The organism is Streptomyces sp. NPDC057939, from assembly GCF_042887545.1.
GTDB lineage: Bacteria > Actinomycetota > Actinomycetes > Streptomycetales > Streptomycetaceae > Streptomyces.
Window position 1 is genome coordinate 1 of sequence record NZ_JBHVPG010000089.1, and the last position, 18,391, is coordinate 18,391.

Genomic DNA, 18,391 nt, shown 5'->3' on the forward strand with positions numbered 1-18,391 from the left:
CTCGTCCTCGGCACGTGGACCGGGACGTTCGTTCTCCTCGTCCTGTTCGGCGGCGTGTTCGCCGACCGCGTCGGAGCGCGGCGGATGATGGTCGGTGCGGACCTGCATCGGTCTTGGCCTCGCCCGGAGAGAGATCTGCGATCCGCCGCGTCGTCAGCCCCGGCAGATAGGTCACGGGACAGCCCATGTCTCGGGTCACTGCACGCGGCGGAGCGCCGGTGGAGGCCGGCTGGTCCATGAGCGCGAGCACGGTCCCGTGCTTGGCCTGCAGTTTCCCGAGGACCTCGCGGAGCTTGGGCTCGCTGTTGGAAGCCGTTTGTCGAAGGCCTTGTTCCCGGCCGGGATGATGGCGGTGGCGTGGTGTTCGTCCTTGCCGACGTACAGGCCGAGGAAGGCGCCTGCCGCTGGTGTCGATCACGTGCGTCCCCCGGTCGTCCCGATCGCCCGGCCGTCCCACGGCACCGATCACCACATCCACATTACGAAGAGTCTCCCGACCTGCGGAAAGGTCGGTGGTCATGCCCCTGATCAGCGGTCTGTCGGTGCCTCCGGAGCCGGTGACATCGCCCCCAAGACATGCAATCGACAGGGGGAGAAAGTCCTGCCAAGTCCGCAGTGCCTGGGGCGCAGTTCGCGGTCGACGGGGTTACGAACCCTCCGTGAACGCGGTGGCGTGGTCGGCAGCCCACTGGCGAAACGTTCGTGGCGCCGTCCCAAGGATGTCGGCCACCGCAGTGGTGATGTACGCGGGCTGTCCGACAGCCGCGCTCCAAGCGGCGAGCAGCATGTCGACGACCGAGCTGGGCGCTGTGCCCTCCGACAGCCTTCGGAACTCGTCCGGCGTCATCTCCTCGAATGCGATCCGGTGACCCAGAGCGTCACCGATGACGTCCACCTGCGCGGCTTGGGTCAGCGATTCCGGGCCTGTGAGGACGTAGTCGCCTCCGACGTGTCCGTCCTGATAGAGCGTCCGCGCCGCGACGGCTGCGACGTCGCGGTCGTCGACCGGTGCCGTCTCGGCAGCGCCGTAAGGCCACCGGACGACTTCGCCGGCTTGGGTCGCGGATGCCCACCAGGCCAGCGAGTTCGACGCGAGCATCCCGGGCCGGATGATCGTCGACTCCAGTCCGGTGGCCGCGATGAGCCGCTCGATGTCGGCGTGCAGCACGGCCATGGGATTGGGCTGCTGGAAGAAGGGGTGCGGCGTCTGGTGCGGGGAGGAGAGGAAGACGACCCGCCGCACGTGGGTTGCCAGCCGCTCGACGACTGCCGCGGCAGCCTGAGGCGGGGAGGTCCACACGAGGAAGACTGCACCGGCGCCGCTCAACGCCGGGTCGAGTGACTCGGGCACAGTGAGGTCGCCGGCGAAGACCTCGACCTTCGCCGGCAGCATCGCCGCCGCCTCGGAGCGACGCGCGAGGGCACGGACCGGCACACCGGCGTCGAGGAGTTGGTCGATGACGACGCGGCCGACCCGGCCCGTCGCCCCGGTGACGAGCACGGGAGAGATGTCTGTCTGATCCATGCCGCCCATGAAATCGTTACCCGGACATAAAAGCAACCCGGTGACGAATTTTGCGGTGGTCGGATGCCCGAGTTGACGGGTGCGGGCCCGCAAGAAGGAGCGGATGCGCGGCGTCATCGGAGACGCGGCCGCCTCGCTGTTCCTGGAGCGCGGTTTCGACCGCGTCCCGGTCAACGACATCGCCGCCGCGGCCGAGATCTCCGAGCCGACCCTGTTCCCCCCCTTCAGCCTGGCACCGCTCCCAGCGGCGGGCGATACGCGCTGCCGTCCGTCGGCCCGCCGAGGTCGGCGGGCGCCCGCGCCTCAGGCCGGGGTCGAGGTCGGGGAGGACGGGTCGGACGCTTCGGCGGCGCGGCGGTATTCGGCGTTGATGCGTTGCGCTTCTTCGAGCTGGTCTTCGAGGATGACGATCCGGCAGGCCGCTTCGATGGGGGTGCCCTGGTCGACGAGTTCGCGGGCACGCGCTGCGATGCGCAGTTGGTAGCGGGAGTACCGGCGGTGGCCGCCCTCGGAGCGGAGTGGGGTGATCAGGCGGGCCTCTCCGATGGCGCGGAGGAAGCCCTGGGTGGTGCCGAGCATGTCGGCGGCCCGGCCCATGGTGTAGGCGGGGTAATCGTCGTCGTCGAGACGGCCGAACGAGGCGTCTGCCGTCATCGAACCTCTTTCATGGAATGCGTGGAGGGGCCCTGGTGCCATTGGCACCAGGGCCCCGAAGGAACTACTACACCATCTGCCGACCCTGGTCCTGCGCCGGCCTACTGTTTCCGTCGACCCGACCGAAATGCTGTCGGGAACGCGGGGATCGCGGTTGCTTGACCGGAGACCACCTCACTATCGATGTCCTGCGGTACCCGGGCTCGGACATCCGCCCGGGCGATCCTGATGGTGCTCGGCTCCTCCGTTCTTCCCTCGGTGATCAACTATTCTTCGAACGGGTACTGCGACTGCTGCTACTGCGCCTACTGGTACTACTCTTACCGCGAATTGCTCAGTGGCCCGTGTCGGCGCCACTCTTCGACAGCCAGCCCCGTTGCCCGTCCTGCGTCTGCTCTGGCTTGGAACCCCACTGCCGAACCTCCCGGTGCGCGCGCCCGCAGTCGACGCCTTCACCGAGGTGTTGCTCACTCCTCACTGCTGGGCACTGCTCACGGCGGCCCCTCATCACCGCGGGCCACCCGGTCCGGTCGTCAGTCCCGTCGCCGTCCTGCGACAACCCTGGCTTCGGAACTCCACCACCGCACCGTGATGCTAACTGCAACTTCCTTGCTGATCCCGGCAGTTCGTCTCTGCCGGGCCTTCTGTCTCTCCGGGCTACGAGAGAAACCATAGCCACGTCACCATTCAATGTCTACTCCAGCCAGCATAGATTTTTGTGCTTTCTGGGGAGAGGTAGATGTTCCTGCCCGGTCCAGGATGCAAGGATCGACTGTCACCGCAGGTCAGCGACCCGGGGGGGCGCACAGCCACCGCGCCGGGACCTGCGCATCGCGCCCGCGCACCCCTGATCCGTACGGCGGTACCGGGGCCGGATCCGATCCGCCCGCACCGCGGGACGACCGGCGCATAAAATGGGCTTTCATGTCGAAGCCTGACGAGCTGCTCGTGGACGTTGCCACCCTGGTGGAGTCCGGGCAGAGCAATCAAATGTCCCTGACCGTGGTCACCGGTGGCACTGTCATCACCGGTCGACTCGCACCCGAAGCCGTGTGGAGGCAGCGGGTGTCCGAGGTCCTGACGGACTCCGCCCACCTGGGCGAGTTCGCCGCCATCTTCACCGCCGCGACACCCCAGGAGGGGCCACCCACCCATTTGCACTTCCATGTGGCCCGGATCCTTCAGGGCACGGTGGGGATCCCGGAGACGGGTGGGATGTACCGCGTCTCGATCGCGGACATCAGCGCCTGGACCATGGGCGACTTCAGCTACTCCAACCACTGACCCGCTCCTTCGCGCGAGGAACCCCCGGACACGCGGGAGGGCCCGATCGGCACGTGCCGGTCGGGCCCTCTTCACCGGGTGTCGGCTCGCGCCGGTCCCGTCCGTCAGACGGTCGCCGGGACGCCGAGCATGGCGGAAGCCTGCTGGAGCGGGCGGAGGACCCGCGTGGGGGCGGAGGCCCGCGGGAGTACGCGGCAGGTGAACCCCAGCTGCGTCATGGCGCGGAGGACCTCACCGGCGCTGAAGTCACGGCGGTCCTGACGGGTGATGACCTGACCGACCTGCTTGACCGGGTAGGCACGGCGGCCGATGATCACGGACTCGCCGACGACCTGCTCGGGCTTGATTCCCCTCATCGATTCCAGGACACCGCTCCTGGTCAGGTCGAACGGGAATCGGGCGATGACACAGCGCATGTCGCCTCACAGGGTGAAGAGGAGAAACCGTCCGAGCACGGTGAAGTGGTTCAGCGGGCGAGGGCGAGGACGCCCGTCGCGCCGCCGTGGTCATCGACGACGGGCAGGGCGGTGAGCCCGCGGTGGCGCACCGCGCGTTCGGCCCCGACCGTCGTGGCCACGGGGGCGATGACCGGACCGTACTCGCCGAGGACGTCGCGCAGACGGATCCGGTCTGTATACGCGGCGCCGTCGCGGACAGCGGTGAGTCGGGCACGGCTGATCAACCCGGTGCACAGGCCGTCCTCGTCGCGGACGAGCAGATGGTCCGAGCGGGCGCCGGCCAGGACGGCCAGGGCCACCTCGACCGTCATGTCGTCGCAGACCTGCGGGCCGGCCGCTTCCCTCGCGTCGTCCACCGTCCGGGGCGTCGGGTCGGCGTGCGCGCAGCAGGGCTGCATCCGGACCAGCGTCACAACGTGCCTCCTGAAGAAATGGGTCAGTCTTCGGATCACTCGTGCTCAGGCCGCCGCGTCGAAGGCGGACTGACGCGCGCTCGCGCCCGCGCGCCGGGCCCCCGAAACCGGCCTGCGCCGACCACGCGAGGACGTGCCGCGCTTGGGCCGCTCGGACACCGGCGCCGTGACGGTGACCGGGATGCCGGAGGGTGCCTGGGCGCCGGTGATCCGGTTCAGTGCTTCTTCGCCGGAGCGGACCTGGGTGGTCCGCGCGGTGATGCCGACGGCCTGCATGAGACGGGTCATGTCGCGGCACTGGTTCGGGGTGACGAGGGTGACGACGCTGCCGGACTCGCCGGCGCGGGCGGTCCGGCCGCCTCGGTGGAGGTAGTCCTTGGGGTCGGTCGGCGGGTCGACGTTCACTACGAGGTCCAGGTTGTCTACGTGGATGCCGCGCGCCGCCACGTTCGTCGCGACCAGCACGCTCACGTGGCCGGACTTGAACTGGGCGAGGGTACGGGTGCGCTGGGGCTGCGACTTGCCGCCGTGCAGCGCGGCGGCCCGTACGCCGCTGTTCAGCAACTCCTCGGTCAGCCGGTCGACGGCGTGCTTGGTGTCCAGGAACATCATCACCCGGCCCTCGCGCGCCGCGATCTCCGTCGTCGTCCGGTGCTTGTCGGCGCCGTGGACGTGCAACACGTGGTGCTCCATCGTCGTCACCGCACCGGCCGAGGGGTCCACCGAGTGCACCACCGGGTCGGTCAGGTAACGGCGGACCAGCAGGTCGACGTTGCGGTCCAGGGTGGCGGAGAACAGCATCCGCTGCCCCTCGGGACGCACCTGGTCCAGGAGGGCGGTGACCTGCGGCATGAAGCCCATGTCGGCCATCTGGTCGGCCTCGTCGAGGACGGTGATCGCCACCTGGTTCAGACGGCAGTCGCCCCGGTCGATGAGGTCCTTGAGCCGGCCGGGCGTCGCGACAACGACCTCCGCGCCGCCGCGCAGCGCTCCGGCCTGCCGGCCGATCGGCATGCCGCCGACGACCGTGGTCAGGCGCAGCTTCACGGCACGGGCGTACGGCGTGAGGGCGTCGGTGACCTGCTGCGCGAGCTCGCGGGTCGGTACGAGGACCAGCGCGAGCGGCTGGTGCGGCTCGGCGCGCAGCCCGGCGGTACGGGCCAGCAGCGCGAGACCGAAGGCGAGGGTCTTGCCGGAGCCGGTGCGCCCGCGGCCGAGCACGTCACGACCCGCGAGGGTGTTGGGCAGGGTGGCGCCCTGGATCGGGAAGGGCACGGTCACGCCCTGCGCGCCGAGGGCGGCCAGCAGTTCCGCCGGCATGTCGAGATCGGCGAAGGCCTCGACAGCGGGCAGCGCGGGGGTGATCGTCTTCGGCAGGGCGAACTCGCCCTGGACCGCGGCGGGCCGACGACCGTAGCCACCGGAACGGCTCGGACCACCGGATCGGTTCGGACCTCCGGATCGGACCGGGGTCGACGAGCCGAAGCGGCTGCCCCGCTCAGAACCGGCGCCGGCGCCGTAGGCGGGGCCGGCGGTGCGGGTGCGGGCAGAGCGGTTGTTCGTACGGGTGCGGTTCATGCAGAACCTTCCTTGATGTGGCGCGTATCAAGGAATTCCCGCAGCGAAAGCGCAGCGCAGGGAGTCTCAAGAACGGGCCGAATGGAATGCCGAAGCGTCTCCGACCTCCAGAGGATTTCTGAACGGGCGGGACAGGCGCAGGCGAGGAGAGAGGAGGCGTCATGCGGACGCGTTTCCAAAGAAACAAGTGGGTGAATACCCGGTGTGGTTGCGGAATCGAATACCGCGTCCCGCAGGGTGGTGTCACTGCGGGAAATGTGTGCAGCTGGGGCCCGTACCCCGAGGGATGCGGGCCCCAGCTACGTGGTACGCGTCAGCGTCAGGCGGGAACGATGTTCTCGGCCGTCCGGCCCTTCTGGCCCTGCGCGATGTCGAAGGTGACCTTCTGGCCCTCCTGCAGCTCGCGGAAGCCTTGGGCGGCAATGTTCGAGAAGTGGGCGAAGACGTCGTCCCCGCCACCGTCCTGCTCGATGAAGCCGAAACCCTTGGACGCGTTGAACCACTTCACGGTGCCGGATGCCATGTTTATCTCCTTTGGGGCAGAGGACCGGCGTCTGCGCTGTGCGGACGCCGTGTCGCCGCGATGATGCCCCGCCGGAAATTGACCGGAAAATATGAAGCGCTCAAGGCCCGGAGGCCGACTGGAGCGCTTTAAGTTTTTGGGTACCAAAACTGCAACCGAGATCGACACTAGCACGGTGCGGCGGTTTGTGAGCGGGGGATAACCCGACGAGCGTGTTGCAGCAAAAACTCTCCGCGCGGGGCCCATTAAACTCTCCGACCGCGATGACAGATATTGATTCCCCCCGGGCGCAGCGTTGGGATGGTGGCCTGGATCGGCGGCCGCGCCCCCGCGGCTCAGGACGGTCTCCCGTTCCGTCCGAGTCAGTTTCTCGGGGTCCTAAGACGTCATCTCATTCGGCCAGTCTGCGGTAGCAGATCAGAGTGCAGGCATGCTGGTGAAGGCTAGGAAGTGCTCTGTCTTGCGTTCGTAGCGGCGGTGGAGACGTCGGCAGCCGGCGAGCCAGGACATGGTCCATTCGACGACCCATCTGTGGCGGCCGAGCGGCCCGGAGGACTCGACGCCTCGGCGGGCGATGCGGTGCTCGATACCGCGTTCGCGCAACCATCGCCGCAGGTGGGCACAGTCATAGCCCTTGTCCGCGTGGAGCAGCGGGTGCGCTTTCTGCTTGGGAGAGAGCGTCGCTTCAGAAGGCGTTGTCGCGCAGGCGCTCGTCGCCCAGGTCTTCCTCTCAGCGCCGCCGGCACGCGTTCCCGTCACGGTTTGGACCGTGTTCTTGCGGTGAGGTGTTGTTATGCGCGGGGGTCCTTGCAGTTGATTGTTCCGGACGGGCCGTGGGAAATCCGGAGCCGCTGATCCATCGTCGAAGGTGCGGCCGCAGGGCGACGGGACGCAGGGCACGCCTGATGAGACGCCGTTCGCGGGTCTTGCCAGAACCTGGAGTGTGCACAGATCCGTACAGCTTTAAATGCACAGTCTCGAGGGGATGCCGCCCGTCATGCGATGTCGGCATGGTGCCCGGTTCTACCCGGCCGGTGCCGCCAGGCGGAAGCCCACGCCGATCGCTTCGAGGTCCGCCTCATAGACACCGTGGCGACGCGCGCACCGGGCCAGGTCCCGGTCGTGGCGGAAGGCGCCGCCACGGGTGATGTGCCGGTCGAAGGCCCACTCCTCGGTGCTCGGCACCTCTGCGGGCGCGCCAGGGTAGGGAGCGTAGAGCGTAGAGGTCCACTCGTCGGCGTTACCCGCCATGTCCAGCACGCCGAAGGGGCTGGCACCGTCGGGGAACGAGCCGACCGGCGTCGTGGTGCCGATGCCGAGGTCCACCAGATTGGCCAGGCCGGTGCGGTACTCCTCACCCCACGGGAACTCCCGGCCGTCGTCGCCCCGCGCGGCTCGCTCCCACTCGTCCTCCGTGGGCAGCCGCACATCGAGGCCGAGCCGTTCGCCGAGCCACCGGCAGTAAGCCGTGGCCGCCTCCCAGGCGACCCCGATGACCGGGTGGTCCGCCGGCGTCCGTGGGACCGGTCGCCCGGTGGCCGCCGCGAAGAGTGCCCACTGGCCGACCGTGACCGGGGTGCGGGCAATCCGGAACGTCGGGATGTGGATCTCCACGCGCGGGGCTTCCTTCGCGTACCACTCCACCGGCACCCCGGTGTCCGCGTAGCGGCGGGCCACTGCCGCCACCTCGTCGACCGGCGTACCTCGGCGCAGCAGCCCGGCGGGAATCTCCACCCAGTTCGCTTGCTCCACCCTCATGACTCCTCCTCGGCTATGGCGGACACCCTCATGATCACCTTGGTGATCGGGGCGGGCATCGGCCGATGGCCCCATCTCGACAGCGACCTTGGGACCAGGACTTCGGGCCACGGACCAGCTGTGCTCCGGGGCGGACCGGCCGCAGAGCGCGCGAGCTCGGCGAGGGCGTGCCAGTAGTCCACCGGGGTCGCCTGGCGGGACCTGCCCGAACGCTACGGCCCCCGGACAGCAGGTCCCGAACGAAGCAGCGCTCGGCGCGCGATGCATCGGCCTGGGCCGACCCCGGCCGAGGTGGCTGACCGAGCTGTCGTTGGAACCGCGGGGCAGGGAGTTACAGGGAGTCCACGTTCACGGCATCGGCCATGGCCCGGTAGCCGGCGTCGTTTGGGTGGAGTCCATCCTTGGACGCATAGGCGGGGAGAAGTTGTTCGGGGTTGAGCGGATCGGCGAGGACACGGTCGAAGTCCACGACGGCTTCGTACGCGCCGGCGGTTCGGATCCACTGGTTGAGTGCGGCGCGGGTTTCGGCGGGAGTCCCGCTCTCCAGGCCATTGCCGGGCGGGAGTGTCGCGCCGATGACGGTGATCCCCCGGGCGTGTGCGGCGCGGATCAGCGCGCGGTGGGCCTCGATCAGCTCGGCGGCAGTCACGCGCCTGCTCGTGGTGGTGCAGGCGTTGGGGGCGGTTTCGCCCATGAGTATGTCGTTGGTTCCCTCCAGGACGATCACGGTGCCCACGTGGGTCTGGTCGAGGACATCGTGCCGGAATCGGGTTGTGGCCTTCTGTCCAAAGCACGCGGAGTCGCTCAGTACTCGGTTGCCGCCGATGCCGGCGTTGAGGACCGGGCGCGGACGCCCTTGTCGGTGGTCTGGTGGGTCAAATCGTCGGCGTCGGTGCCGGCGTAGGTGTAGCTGCCGGTGCCGTTGCCGGTCTTCGCGGTGGTCATCCGGCCCGCGCCGTCGTAGGTGACCGCCGTCAGCGAAGGCGTGGTGGCCGGGCCACGCCACCGGCGTTGACCGTGACCGATGTGCCGTGCACGAGATCGTTGGCACCGCCGGCCGCATACGTTCCGACGTAGAACTTGACCGTGACCTGGCCACTGCCGGCCGCGGTCTTCGCTGTCAGGACCTGCTGCGTCGACTCCGTAAACGCCACCAACTGCGATAACGCCCCCGACGCCGCCACTGCGGGAGTCATCCCCCTGCGGTGACCGCGGCGGCCACCCCGCCGCGCAAAACGCCTGCGACCAGCGTTTTTTGACACGCGCATACGACATGAATCCCCCTGGCGAGTACTCATCATCCTCTCCACCCCCTCACAGTGGAATGAAAGGTTCCGGGACATCGTCACCCACCGATACCAAGATCACCAAGGGTCAGATGACGGAATTTCTTGGAAGTTGGGCACCCGATCCAAGGCGTCGGCGCCTCGATGGTCAGCATTCGTGGGCGCGGACACGCTCCGACCTGACAAAACGTTGAAGGTGCAGACCATATGAACAAACCCACACGCATGCCCTCCCACACCCCGGGCACAAGGTGACCTCAACACCTTTCAAATGGAACGGAGTTCCGCCATGCCCCTCTGGCTCACCGCACTGACCGTCCTGGCCGCCTGGACCGTCCTCGCCACCGGCTTGGGCCTCCTGCTCGCCCGCCACATTCACCGCTCCCCCGCACCCATCCCGAAGAACGCCACCCCGCACACCGCGTCAGCGGGAACAGGAGCGATCACCTGACCCGCACGCGCTGACCCCGGGAGGGGCCCCGAACACTCCTGTTCGTGGACCGCGGATCGAGCACAGGTGATCAATCGTCGACCGCGGGTAGGTTGCCTGGCGACATGTCCCACGGCAGACAAGAGGCGGCACATGACGGCACGGCACAGTGGTGAGGCCGCGGAGCTGCCGTCGGCGGTGGTGGACTGCGCCCTGTACGAGGACGGCAAACGCGTTCCAGGACAGGTGAACCTGGGCCGGATCACCGAGCGGATAGCCCCCGGGGCGGGAAGGTTCGCGTGGATCGGTCTGTACGAGCCGACCGAGGAGCAGCTGCAGGAGGTTGCCCGGGCTTTCGATCTGCACCCGTTGGCGGTCGAGGACGCGGTCCACGCGCATCAGCGGCCGAAGTTGGAACGCTATGGCGACATGCTGTTTCTGGTGTTGAAGACGATCGTCTACGTGGAGCACGAGCAGGTCACCTCAAGCAGTGAGATCGTCGATACCGGCGAGATCATGGTGTTCGCCGGGCCCGGTTACGCGATCACCGTCCGCCATGGCAGCGCTCCTTCCCTGGATGGCGTGCGCGAGGCATTGCAGAATGATCCGCGGCAGTTGGGCTGCGGTCCGGCGGCGGTTCTGCACTCGGTCGCGGATATGGTCGTCGACCGCTACATCGAGGTCGCGGATGCCTTCGCGGGTGACGTCGACACGTTGGAGGGTGAGGTGTTCTCCCCGGACCGGCCGGTCGACGCGGGGCGGATCTACCAGCTCAAGCGCGAACTCCTTGAGTTCAAAAGGGCCGTAATGCCGTTGACTTCGGCTTTGGAGCGTCTGAGTGACGGGAGTGTCCCGCAGGTCCCGAAGGAGGTCGCGACGTACTTCCGGGATGTCGCCGACCATCACCAGCGTGTTCGGGAACAGATCCTGGCCTTCGACGAGCTGGTCACCGGGATGCTCACCGCCAGTGTCGCCCAGCTCGGCGTCCAGCAGAACGCCGACATGCGCCGCATCAGCGCCTGGGCCGCGCTCATCGCCGTCCCCACCATGATCGTCGGTATCTACGGTATGAACTTCGACCACATGCCGGAACTGAAATCCCCATACGGCTATCCGGCCGTCTGGGTCGTGATCATCACCGCGTGCACGATCATTTACCGGGCCCTGCGCCGCAATAGATGGCTTTAGGAACTGCTATCGGCATGGCTTCGGGAGTCGCCGGCAGATGGGTGGGCAGGCGAGGCTGAGGAAGACTTCGTGGATGTCGTCGCGCGGATCGACGGTTCCAACCCGCCCCTGCGGCGTCGGCCGGGCCGGACGCGGGGCGACCGGGTGACACGACGGCGCCCGTTTCCGCCGTCGTTCAGTACTTTGAAAAGTGGCCGTTCCGTACCGTGCGGAGCGTCGGAAGGGACTCGCGATGGTCGCTCTGCGGCTGGGACCGCTCCTGCGACACGTGGACTGGGAGTCGGGCACGAAGGCGACGGTGTGGGTCGAGACCGACCGGGAGTGCACGGTCGAGGTCCGGTGTCCGGGCAGCGCCGCCGGGGGCTCGGCTCAGACCTTCCGCATCGCCGGCCACCACTACGCGCTGGTGGTCGTGACCGGACTCGTCCCCGGGTCCGCCACGGCATACGAGGTGCTGCTCGAAGGCGAGCGGGTGTGGCCCCTCCCGAACTCGTCGCAGCCGCCCAGCACCATCCACACGCCGCCCGTCCCGGCGACGGGCGCAGTGGTCGCCTTCGGCTCGTGCCGGTGGGCGTCGCCTGCCGCGGACGAGCCCGATCCGGTTGGTCCCGACGTCCTCGACACCCTCTCCGCCCGGCTCGCCGCCGACCCGGAGGCCGAGCGTCCGGACGTTCTCATCCTCCTGGGCGACCAGGTGTACGCGGACGAGACGTCCGCCGACACCCAGGCCTGGATCAGCCGACATCGGCGGGCCGCGGGGACGGGCTCCGCCGCCCCGCCGGACCAGGTCGCCGACTACGAGGAATACTCCCACCTCTATGACGAGTCCTGGGGCGACCCCGAACTGCGATGGCTGCTCTCGACCGTCCCCACCTGCATGATCTTCGACGACCACGACGTCATCGACGACTGGAACACCAGCGCCGCCTGGGTCGCCGACATGCGGGCAACGCCCTGGTGGCACGAGCGGATCACCGGCGGCCTGATGTCGTACTGGGTCTACCAGCACCTGGGGAACCTCTCCCCCGCCGAACTCGAGCAGGACGAACTGTTCGCGGCGGTACTGGCGGCCGACGACGGCACGGAAGTGCTGCGCGCGTTCGCCGAACGCGCCGACGCCGACCCGACGACGGTGCGCTGGAGCTACCGCAGGGACTTCGGTCGCACCCGGCTGCTGATGGTCGACACCCGGGCCGCGCGGGTGCTGGACGAGCAGCACCGGGCGATGGTGGACGCCGAGGAGGCCGCCTGGCTTCGGACGCAGGCCTTCGACGACCCCGGCGGCATCGACCACCTACTGGTCGGGACCTCGCTCCCGTGGCTGCTGCCCCCGATGGTCCACTTCGTGGAGGCCTGGCACGCGGCGCTGTGCCGGGGCGAACACGGGCCTCGCTGGGCGCGCTTCGGCGAGTGGCTGCGTCGGCGGGCGGACCTGGAGCACTGGGCGGCGTTCACCTCGTCGTTCGGGAGGCTGACGGAGACGATCGCCGAGGTGGGAAGGGCCGACGCCGCCCCGGCAACGGTGTGCGTCCTCTCCGGGGACGTGCACCACGCGTACGTGGCGGAGCCCGTCTGGACCACGGGGCAGCAGCCGCGCTCCCGCGTCTTTCAGTTCACCTGCTCACCGCTGCACAACTCGGTGCCCGCGGCCATGCGGATCGGATTTCGTTTCGGCTGGAGTCGGCTCGCCAAGGGGGTCGGTCATCTCCTCGCCCGGCACGGACGGGTCGCGAGACCGGCGATCCGCTGGGAGCGCACCGGCGGGCCGTGGTTCGGCAACCAGTTGATGACGTTGACACTGCGCGGACGTACGGCGCGACTCCGGCTGGAGAGAGCCTCCACAGGTGCGAAGCGTGGGCGCCGCGGGACCGACAGCGCGGGAGCCCGGCTCATCGGCGTCCTCGACCGGACTCTGACGGAGGGAAGTTGACGCCCCGCCGGACCGTACACACTCCGCCTCCGCCATTCAGGTGCCGCCATGCCGTGTCACCGCGGGCGGCCGACGCGACCGCGTCGACGGGGTGGGCGGCGCTGCGAAAGCGAACAGACTTCGCCGGGCGACCGGCGAATCCGCGCACCATGCCGGTCCTCGGCATCAGCAGAACGGGACGTCTTTCGTCGGGTTCCGGCGTACGGCGCAGGGAGATGCCCCATCCGGGCCAAGCTCCCTTCGGGTTCCCCGACGTGCGCAAGGCCATGGCCCGTAACCGCCTGACAGAACTCGGCGAACAGGTGGAGCGGGCGAAGAAGAAGGCCCCGGGCGAACCCTTGGCCGTGCCCAGCGCCGTGTACTGATGGCTTGCCCGGGCCGTCCGTGTGCCCCTACGAGCGGATCACAATCGGACGGGCCCGAGTCGGTCGGCTGATCAAGGCATCGTGTGCGGCGCCGGAATGTTCTGCGAGGGCCGGGCTGCGTTTCCGCGCCCGCTGTGCGACGCGGCGCCGCGCGGGTCTCAGGCGGCCGCGGGTTGCGGCGTGGGTCGGCGCAGTTCGGCCCGTCCGAAGAGGAGGGCGTAGCTGTCGGGGAGTCGGCGCAGGATGCGGGTGAGGAGGTCGGGTCCGGCGAGGCGGCCGACGGAGGTAAGGACGGCTCCGGTATGCCGGCGGGCGATGGCGGGGGTGGTGCCGGTGCGGGCGGCGAGGTCCTTGACGAAGCCCCAGCCGGTGAGGCGTTCGGTGTCGGGGATCTGGGCGGTCAGGGCCGGCGCGGCTTCGGTGCGCAGGCACTGGGCCAGCTCGACGCGTTCGTCGCCGGTGAACCTGCGTCCCAGAGCGGCAAGAACCGTGTGGACGGCTTCCGCGGCGCGTTCGCGGGTGGGGTAGGCGCCTTCGTAACGCACGCGCTCCAGCATCCGGTCGAACGTCATGGCGGGGGCGGCTCGGTTCGGTCAAGGCTGGTCGTACATGACTGCGGTTGCCTGCCACGGTTGCGGCCCGAGCCGGTGATGGCCGGCAGGGCTGGGGCCAGGTGGGCCGGGTTCAGACGTGCTGGGGCCGACCGAAGAGGAGGTAGCCGGGCGGGAGTTGGACCAGGACCTCGCGGGTCAGGACGTCTCCAGCGGCGGCGGCCACGGTGGACAGGACCGCGCCGATGTCCCACAGGGCCGTCTTCTCGGTGGCGCCCTCGATCCAGGCCGCGGTCGCGCGGACGAATCGCTCGGGCGGGAGAGGCTCCGACGCCTGCATGGGGTTGAGGAGGATCAGGGCATGGGTCTCGGGGAGCCGGGCGGCGAGCTCGGCCCGCACGGCGCCGACCAGGTGTGCACCGAGCAGGGCAAGGACGACGCGGGCAACACGGTCGGCCTCTTCGGGAGTTCCGTACTCGCCTCGGTCCTGGACGTGGGCCAGGAATGCTTCCCTGCGCATCGACATCTCGTCACCTCCGGGAATGGGGTGAAGGGGTCAAGGGGGGGCGGAGGGCGGGGTGCCGGAGGGGGATCGGGCTTGTCCCGCCCTCCGCTGCCGGCTGGTGCGGGAGGGTTCAGCCGGAGATCTGCTTGTGCCCGTCCGTGCGTCCGATGCTGATCCTGCGGGGCTTGGCGCGCTCGGCGATCGGGATCCGCAGGGTCAGGACACCCGCGTCGTAGTCGGCGTGGATGCGCTCGGTGTCGAGGGTGTCGGCCAGGACGATCTGGCGGGAGAAGATGCCCAGGGGCCGCTCGGAGAGCTCCATCTGCACGGTGTCCGTCTTCGCGACGGGCCGGCGCTCCGCCTTCACGGTCAGCATGTTGCGCTCGACGTCGATGTCGATCGCCTCGGTGCTCACCCCGGGGAGGTCGAAGGCGATCACGTACTCGTCGCCCTCGCGGTATGCGTCCATCGGCATGACCGACGGCTTCGACAAGGTCCCCGACGCACCCGACAGCTGCTGGACGATCCGGTCCATCTCGCGGAACGGGTCAGTGCGCATCAACATCGCGAAACACCTCCAGTTGGTTCAGGCAGAAACTGCCAATGCGCTTCAACGTGAATCCGTTGTAACATGTCATCCAGACGATGACAAGTTGACTGTCACTGGAAGAATGACAGTGGATATGTCACTCAGAGGATGACTTATGGAGGGTGTCATGCGGGATTCAGAACCTTTCGACCTCCACGCGGCCGTGGCCGCGCTGGAGAGCATCGACCAGGCCCTGCGGGACGCCGGCCATGCGCCCACCCCCGAGGGCTCGGACGGCTCCCCGGACTCGCGGGGCGTCGGCCCCGAACCTGCTTTGACAGCGCTGACGATGCTGCGTGAGGTCCGTGAGCGGCTGGCCGGATGGGAGAGCGGGCTGGTCGAAGCGGCCCGGGCCGATGGTGCGAGCTGGGCCGACCTCGCCGGCCCGCTGGGTGTCGCCAGCCGCCAGGCCGCCGAACGCCGCTACCTGCGCCTACGCCCCGGAGCCGCCGGCAGCACAGGCGAGGAACGCGTCACGGCCACCCGAAACTCCCGGGCGGCGGAGCGCAGCGTCGCGGCCTGGGCCCGCGACAATGCCGCGGACCTGCGCCGGCTGGCCGGCCGGGTCAGCTCGCTGAACGATGACCTGCCGTCCGGTGCCGCCGCGTCCATGACGGAGCTGGACCAAGCGCTCGCGGACAACGACGTCGCACGGCTCGTCGGACCCCTGAGCGGGGCACGTGAACATCTGCGTCCGCAGGATGCGGATCTCGCCGAGCGTATCGACGCCATGACCCGGCATACCGAACGGCTGCGGCAGCACAGCCACGACCAGCGCAACACCCGCAACTGACCACCACCCGAACCGCGCCGCCGTGGCGTGGTCGCACGAGAGGGTTCTCCGTCATGACCGTGAATCCGTCGGAGGCCGCCGGCAGGAACAGTGTGGCCGTGGAGGTACTGGATGAGGCAGTGGCCGTGCGTCCCGTCGGCGAGATCGACATCACCACCGGCCCGCACCTGAGCCACGCGCTGGCCGAGGCACTGCGGCACGCCACGCCCGCCAGACCGGTCGTTGTCGACTGCAGCAGGCTCACGTTCTGCGACTCCGCGGGCCTCAACGCCCTACTCGTCGCCCGGCAAGCCGCCCGCAAGGCGGGCGTCGACATCCACCTGACATCCCCCAACCGCCAACTTCTGCGCCTCCTGGACATCGCCGGCATCGTGGCTCTCTTCCCTCTCCGACCCGCCCCCTGCAACCGCCCGCGTCCGTGAGCGCGCATACTCGCGGCCCGGCACGGACAGCCCACAAGTGGAGAGACCGCCGGCCCGGGTGTGCTGGAGGCTGGCCGAGGTCGGCATCGAGGAGATCACCACCGGAGCGGGAGAGCGTGAACCTCATCCCGCCCGCCCGCAGCGTGCCGATCGGCTCGATGCCCCAGGACAACGGTGGCCCTTCCCGTCGCCGGCGCCCACCCCGTTGAGGGGAACCGGTACGACCACATCAGATGGTGGCGACCCGGGATGAACGCTCACGCCGCCCGAGGGATGCCTCGGATGTTGCGCTCAGCTTGGGTTCGCGTCGTCGGCCTGTCGACGCCCGCCCGAGCCACGGTCCTCCTACGGTCACCCCGGCCCAACCACCACGTGCACGGTCATCAACCGGGCGCTACGCCGCAACATCGCTCTGGGCTCGGCCACCGCTCGGGCAGGAGCTCCCGGGCCCGCAGGATCCTTTGGTCAACGGCCCGGTTCGGGGTAGGAGCGGGCAATGAACGATCGAGAGAGGGCGCAGCCCGGCCCCGAGAACCTCCTGGCCGGCTTGAGTGTGGACGATCAGCGGCCGGAGCAGCCGGTGCTGCTGGACGCGGACGGCGCCCCCATACGCACATGGCAGGAGAACTATCCCTACGACCGCAAGATACGGCGGGCCGAGTACGAGCGGACCAAGCGGATCCTGCAGATCGAGATGTTGAAGCTGCAGCGCTGGGTGAAGGAATCCGGGGCACGGATGGTGGTGATCTGCGAGGGTCGGGACGCCGCCGGCAAGGGCGGCACCATCCAGCGGTTCACCGAGCGTCTCAACCCGCGCGGGGCCCGGATCATCGCCCTGGACAAGCCGACCGAGCGGGAGGCGGGGCAGTGGTACTTCCAACGCTACGCATCCCATCTGCCGACGGCCGGGGAGATCGTCTTCTTCGACCGCTCCTGGTACAACCGGGCCGGCGTCGAGCGAGTGATGGGGTTTTGCACCGATGAGCAGTACGAACTCTTCCTGCGCCAGTGCCCCGCCTTCGAGGACATGCTGGTGGCCGACGGCATCCTGCTCGTGAAGTTCTGGTTCTCCGTCTCGCGCGCCGAACAGCGCACCCGCTTCGCGATCCGCCAGGTCGACCCGGTCCGCCAGTGGAAACTCTCCCCCACCGACCTCGCCTCCCTGGACCTGTGGGACTCGTACACCAGCGCCAAGGTCGACATGTTCCGCGCGACCGACACCGAGCGCGCACCCTGGACCGTCGTCAAGAGCAACGACAAACGGCGAGGCCGGCTGGAAGCGATGCGTAGCCTCCTCGACCGTATCGACTACGACCGCAAGGACCCCGAGGCTGTCGGCGAACCAGACCCACTGATCGTCGGAGCCGCCGACACCCTCCTGGAAGCCGGAGAAGAATCCGCCGACCTCTCCCCCACACCCTTGGCCGGCTCTCCCCTCGGCCCCGGCCGCCACCCCCAGGACTCCAACCAACCCTGATCGGCAAGTCGGCCTTGGAGGAGATCGGACATCACACCGGCACATGGTCCGACCACCCGCCGTTCACCTCACCGGCTCGGGCGAGGCGCATGACGGCCAATACGTCTCCAGCGACCCGCTCGAGCACATGAGGAGCAGCGGGTCCGACGAAACCAGTGCCGCCCGATCCTCTCGTCCATGGAGCAGCTTCATTCTTGCCTTTGCGGCCCTCTTCACGGTCATCGCAGCCGTGATGCTCCTGACCGGTGCGGCACCCGCAACCGCCCTCGGTACCGCCGCGGCGGTTCTGGTGGGCCCTGCGGTCGGAATCGCGATCGTGCGCCTCAGGCAGACGCGGACCTCATGAACCGGCTCGGATGGATCGCGGCACAGAGAGCCGGAATCAAGCGATACTCACCATCGCCGTCGTCCTTGGCATAGCCCTCGCCGTCCTCCTCATCGCCTTGGCTCCTGGTCCGGTCGGCCCCTTGGCGCACATGACACAGGACCCGACCCAAAGCGAGAAGGGGCATCAGCCGGTCCTGCATGCGGGGTTCCTTTGCACCGGCCCCACGGAAGCTTGGCGCCCACTCCCCTATTGAGGCCGGGTGACTCTGGCCGCAGAGCCATTGACAGGCCCGTCACGACGGCGCGGCCCGACACCCCTGTCCGGGGTGTCGGGC

General features: G+C 68.9%; 20 protein-coding genes and 3 pseudogenes. 9 read left to right on the forward strand and 14 right to left on the reverse strand.

The features are described 5' to 3' along the window. Nucleotides 1-103: 103 nt before the first annotated feature. Nucleotides 104-384, reverse strand: a pseudogene (locus ACFVS6_RS41360) (transposase); the annotation flags it as partial. Nucleotides 385-646: 262 nt separating this feature from the next. Then, nucleotides 647-1,642, reverse strand: coding sequence for an SDR family oxidoreductase (locus ACFVS6_RS41365; protein WP_389711697.1), 996 nt, complete (start codon nucleotides 1,640-1,642; stop codon nucleotides 647-649). Between ACFVS6_RS41365 and ACFVS6_RS41370 the strand changes: the two are divergent. Continuing rightward, nucleotides 1,629-1,730, forward strand: a pseudogene (locus tag ACFVS6_RS41370) (TetR family transcriptional regulator); the annotation flags it as partial. The gene ACFVS6_RS41365 and the pseudogene ACFVS6_RS41370 sit on opposite strands and share 14 nt — an antisense overlap. A 98-nt stretch (nucleotides 1,731-1,828) precedes the next feature. On the opposite strand, the gene ACFVS6_RS41375 reads toward ACFVS6_RS41370, so the two are convergent. Further along, on the reverse strand, nucleotides 1,829-2,179 hold the full coding sequence (locus tag ACFVS6_RS41375; RefSeq protein ID WP_389711698.1) for a MerR family transcriptional regulator: 351 nt from the start codon (nucleotides 2,177-2,179) through the stop codon (nucleotides 1,829-1,831). A gap of 924 nt (nucleotides 2,180-3,103) precedes the next feature. Between ACFVS6_RS41375 and ACFVS6_RS41380 the strand changes: the two genes are divergently transcribed. After that, nucleotides 3,104-3,463: a hypothetical protein gene (locus tag ACFVS6_RS41380; protein ID WP_389711699.1), complete on the forward strand. Its 360-nt coding sequence runs from the start codon at nucleotides 3,104-3,106 to the stop codon at nucleotides 3,461-3,463. Between the two features lie 104 nt (nucleotides 3,464-3,567). On the opposite strand, the gene ACFVS6_RS41385 is transcribed toward ACFVS6_RS41380, so the two are convergent. The 8 genes and pseudogenes from ACFVS6_RS41385 to ACFVS6_RS41420 all read right to left on the reverse strand — a co-directional run bounded on the left by ACFVS6_RS41385 (nucleotide 3,568) and on the right by ACFVS6_RS41420 (nucleotide 9,389). Further along, on the reverse strand, nucleotides 3,568-3,879 hold the full coding sequence (locus ACFVS6_RS41385; RefSeq protein WP_389711700.1) for an SCO5918 family protein: 312 nt from the start codon (nucleotides 3,877-3,879) through the stop codon (nucleotides 3,568-3,570). Nucleotides 3,880-3,929: 50 nt separating this feature from the next. Then, nucleotides 3,930-4,334, reverse strand: a complete 405-nt coding sequence (locus ACFVS6_RS41390) for a hypothetical protein (protein WP_389711701.1) — start codon at nucleotides 4,332-4,334, stop codon at nucleotides 3,930-3,932. Between the two features lie 45 nt (nucleotides 4,335-4,379). Then, nucleotides 4,380-5,912, reverse strand: coding sequence for a DEAD/DEAH box helicase (locus ACFVS6_RS41395; protein ID WP_389711702.1), 1,533 nt, complete (start codon nucleotides 5,910-5,912; stop codon nucleotides 4,380-4,382). Nucleotides 5,913-6,231: 319 nt separating this feature from the next. Beyond that, nucleotides 6,232-6,435, reverse strand: coding sequence for a cold-shock protein (locus tag ACFVS6_RS41400; RefSeq protein WP_389711703.1), 204 nt, complete (start codon nucleotides 6,433-6,435; stop codon nucleotides 6,232-6,234). Between the two features lie 391 nt (nucleotides 6,436-6,826). Beyond that, a pseudogene (locus tag ACFVS6_RS41405) lies at nucleotides 6,827-7,083 on the reverse strand (transposase); the annotation flags it as partial. A 375-nt stretch (nucleotides 7,084-7,458) separates the two neighbouring features. Continuing rightward, a complete protein-coding gene (locus ACFVS6_RS41410) occupies nucleotides 7,459-8,193 on the reverse strand; it encodes a formylglycine-generating enzyme family protein (protein ID WP_389711704.1) in 735 nt (244 codons plus the stop codon). 331 nt (nucleotides 8,194-8,524) lie between these two features. Next, nucleotides 8,525-9,256: a GDSL-type esterase/lipase family protein gene (locus ACFVS6_RS41415; RefSeq protein WP_389711705.1), complete on the reverse strand. Its 732-nt coding sequence runs from the start codon at nucleotides 9,254-9,256 to the stop codon at nucleotides 8,525-8,527. Beyond that, nucleotides 9,168-9,389, reverse strand: coding sequence for a hypothetical protein (locus ACFVS6_RS41420; RefSeq protein ID WP_389711716.1), 222 nt, complete (start codon nucleotides 9,387-9,389; stop codon nucleotides 9,168-9,170). The genes ACFVS6_RS41415 and ACFVS6_RS41420 overlap by 89 nt, the downstream gene beginning before the upstream one ends. A 379-nt stretch (nucleotides 9,390-9,768) precedes the next feature. Between ACFVS6_RS41420 and ACFVS6_RS41425 the strand changes: the two genes are divergently transcribed. From ACFVS6_RS41425 to ACFVS6_RS41440, 4 genes are all read left to right on the forward strand, one after another. Continuing rightward, the gene (locus tag ACFVS6_RS41425; RefSeq protein WP_389711706.1) at nucleotides 9,769-9,930 is read left to right on the forward strand and encodes a hypothetical protein; all 162 of its coding nucleotides are present in this window, start codon (nucleotides 9,769-9,771) and stop codon (nucleotides 9,928-9,930) included. A 132-nt stretch (nucleotides 9,931-10,062) separates the two neighbouring features. Then, complete coding sequence (locus ACFVS6_RS41430; RefSeq protein ID WP_389711707.1) at nucleotides 10,063-11,097, forward strand: magnesium and cobalt transport protein CorA; 1,035 nt, start codon at nucleotides 10,063-10,065, stop codon at nucleotides 11,095-11,097. Between the two features lie 232 nt (nucleotides 11,098-11,329). Then, nucleotides 11,330-13,027, forward strand: a complete 1,698-nt coding sequence (locus ACFVS6_RS41435; protein ID WP_389711708.1) for an alkaline phosphatase D family protein — start codon at nucleotides 11,330-11,332, stop codon at nucleotides 13,025-13,027. A 215-nt stretch (nucleotides 13,028-13,242) separates the two neighbouring features. Next, nucleotides 13,243-13,392 (forward strand): hypothetical protein, encoded by a 150-nt coding sequence (locus ACFVS6_RS41440; protein WP_389711709.1) that lies wholly within the window; start codon nucleotides 13,243-13,245, stop codon nucleotides 13,390-13,392. 158 nt (nucleotides 13,393-13,550) lie between these two features. Here ACFVS6_RS41440 and ACFVS6_RS41445 read toward each other — a convergent pair whose 3' ends face one another. The 3 genes from ACFVS6_RS41445 to ACFVS6_RS41455 form a co-directional block, all read right to left on the reverse strand. Next, complete coding sequence (locus tag ACFVS6_RS41445; RefSeq protein WP_389711710.1) at nucleotides 13,551-13,964, reverse strand: DUF2267 domain-containing protein; 414 nt, start codon at nucleotides 13,962-13,964, stop codon at nucleotides 13,551-13,553. Between the two features lie 112 nt (nucleotides 13,965-14,076). After that, nucleotides 14,077-14,469 (reverse strand): DUF2267 domain-containing protein, encoded by a 393-nt coding sequence (locus ACFVS6_RS41450; protein ID WP_389711711.1) that lies wholly within the window; start codon nucleotides 14,467-14,469, stop codon nucleotides 14,077-14,079. A 109-nt stretch (nucleotides 14,470-14,578) separates the two neighbouring features. Beyond that, nucleotides 14,579-15,013, reverse strand: coding sequence for an Hsp20/alpha crystallin family protein (locus ACFVS6_RS41455; RefSeq protein ID WP_389711712.1), 435 nt, complete (start codon nucleotides 15,011-15,013; stop codon nucleotides 14,579-14,581). A 151-nt stretch (nucleotides 15,014-15,164) separates the two neighbouring features. On the opposite strand from ACFVS6_RS41455, the gene ACFVS6_RS41460 reads away from it, so the two are divergent. The 3 genes from ACFVS6_RS41460 to ppk2 all read left to right on the forward strand — a co-directional run bounded on the left by ACFVS6_RS41460 (nucleotide 15,165) and on the right by ppk2 (nucleotide 17,729). After that, nucleotides 15,165-15,830 carry an HSP18 transcriptional regulator gene (locus ACFVS6_RS41460; protein ID WP_389711713.1) on the forward strand — a complete coding sequence of 222 codons (666 nt, stop codon included), beginning with the start codon at nucleotides 15,165-15,167 and terminating at the stop codon, nucleotides 15,828-15,830. Between the two features lie 98 nt (nucleotides 15,831-15,928). After that, the gene (locus ACFVS6_RS41465; RefSeq protein WP_389711714.1) at nucleotides 15,929-16,252 is read left to right on the forward strand and encodes an STAS domain-containing protein; all 324 of its coding nucleotides are present in this window, start codon (nucleotides 15,929-15,931) and stop codon (nucleotides 16,250-16,252) included. A gap of 496 nt (nucleotides 16,253-16,748) precedes the next feature. Further along, a complete protein-coding gene (ppk2, locus tag ACFVS6_RS41470) occupies nucleotides 16,749-17,729 on the forward strand; it encodes a polyphosphate kinase 2 (RefSeq protein WP_389711715.1) in 981 nt (326 codons plus the stop codon). Nucleotides 17,730-18,391 lie beyond the last annotated feature (662 nt).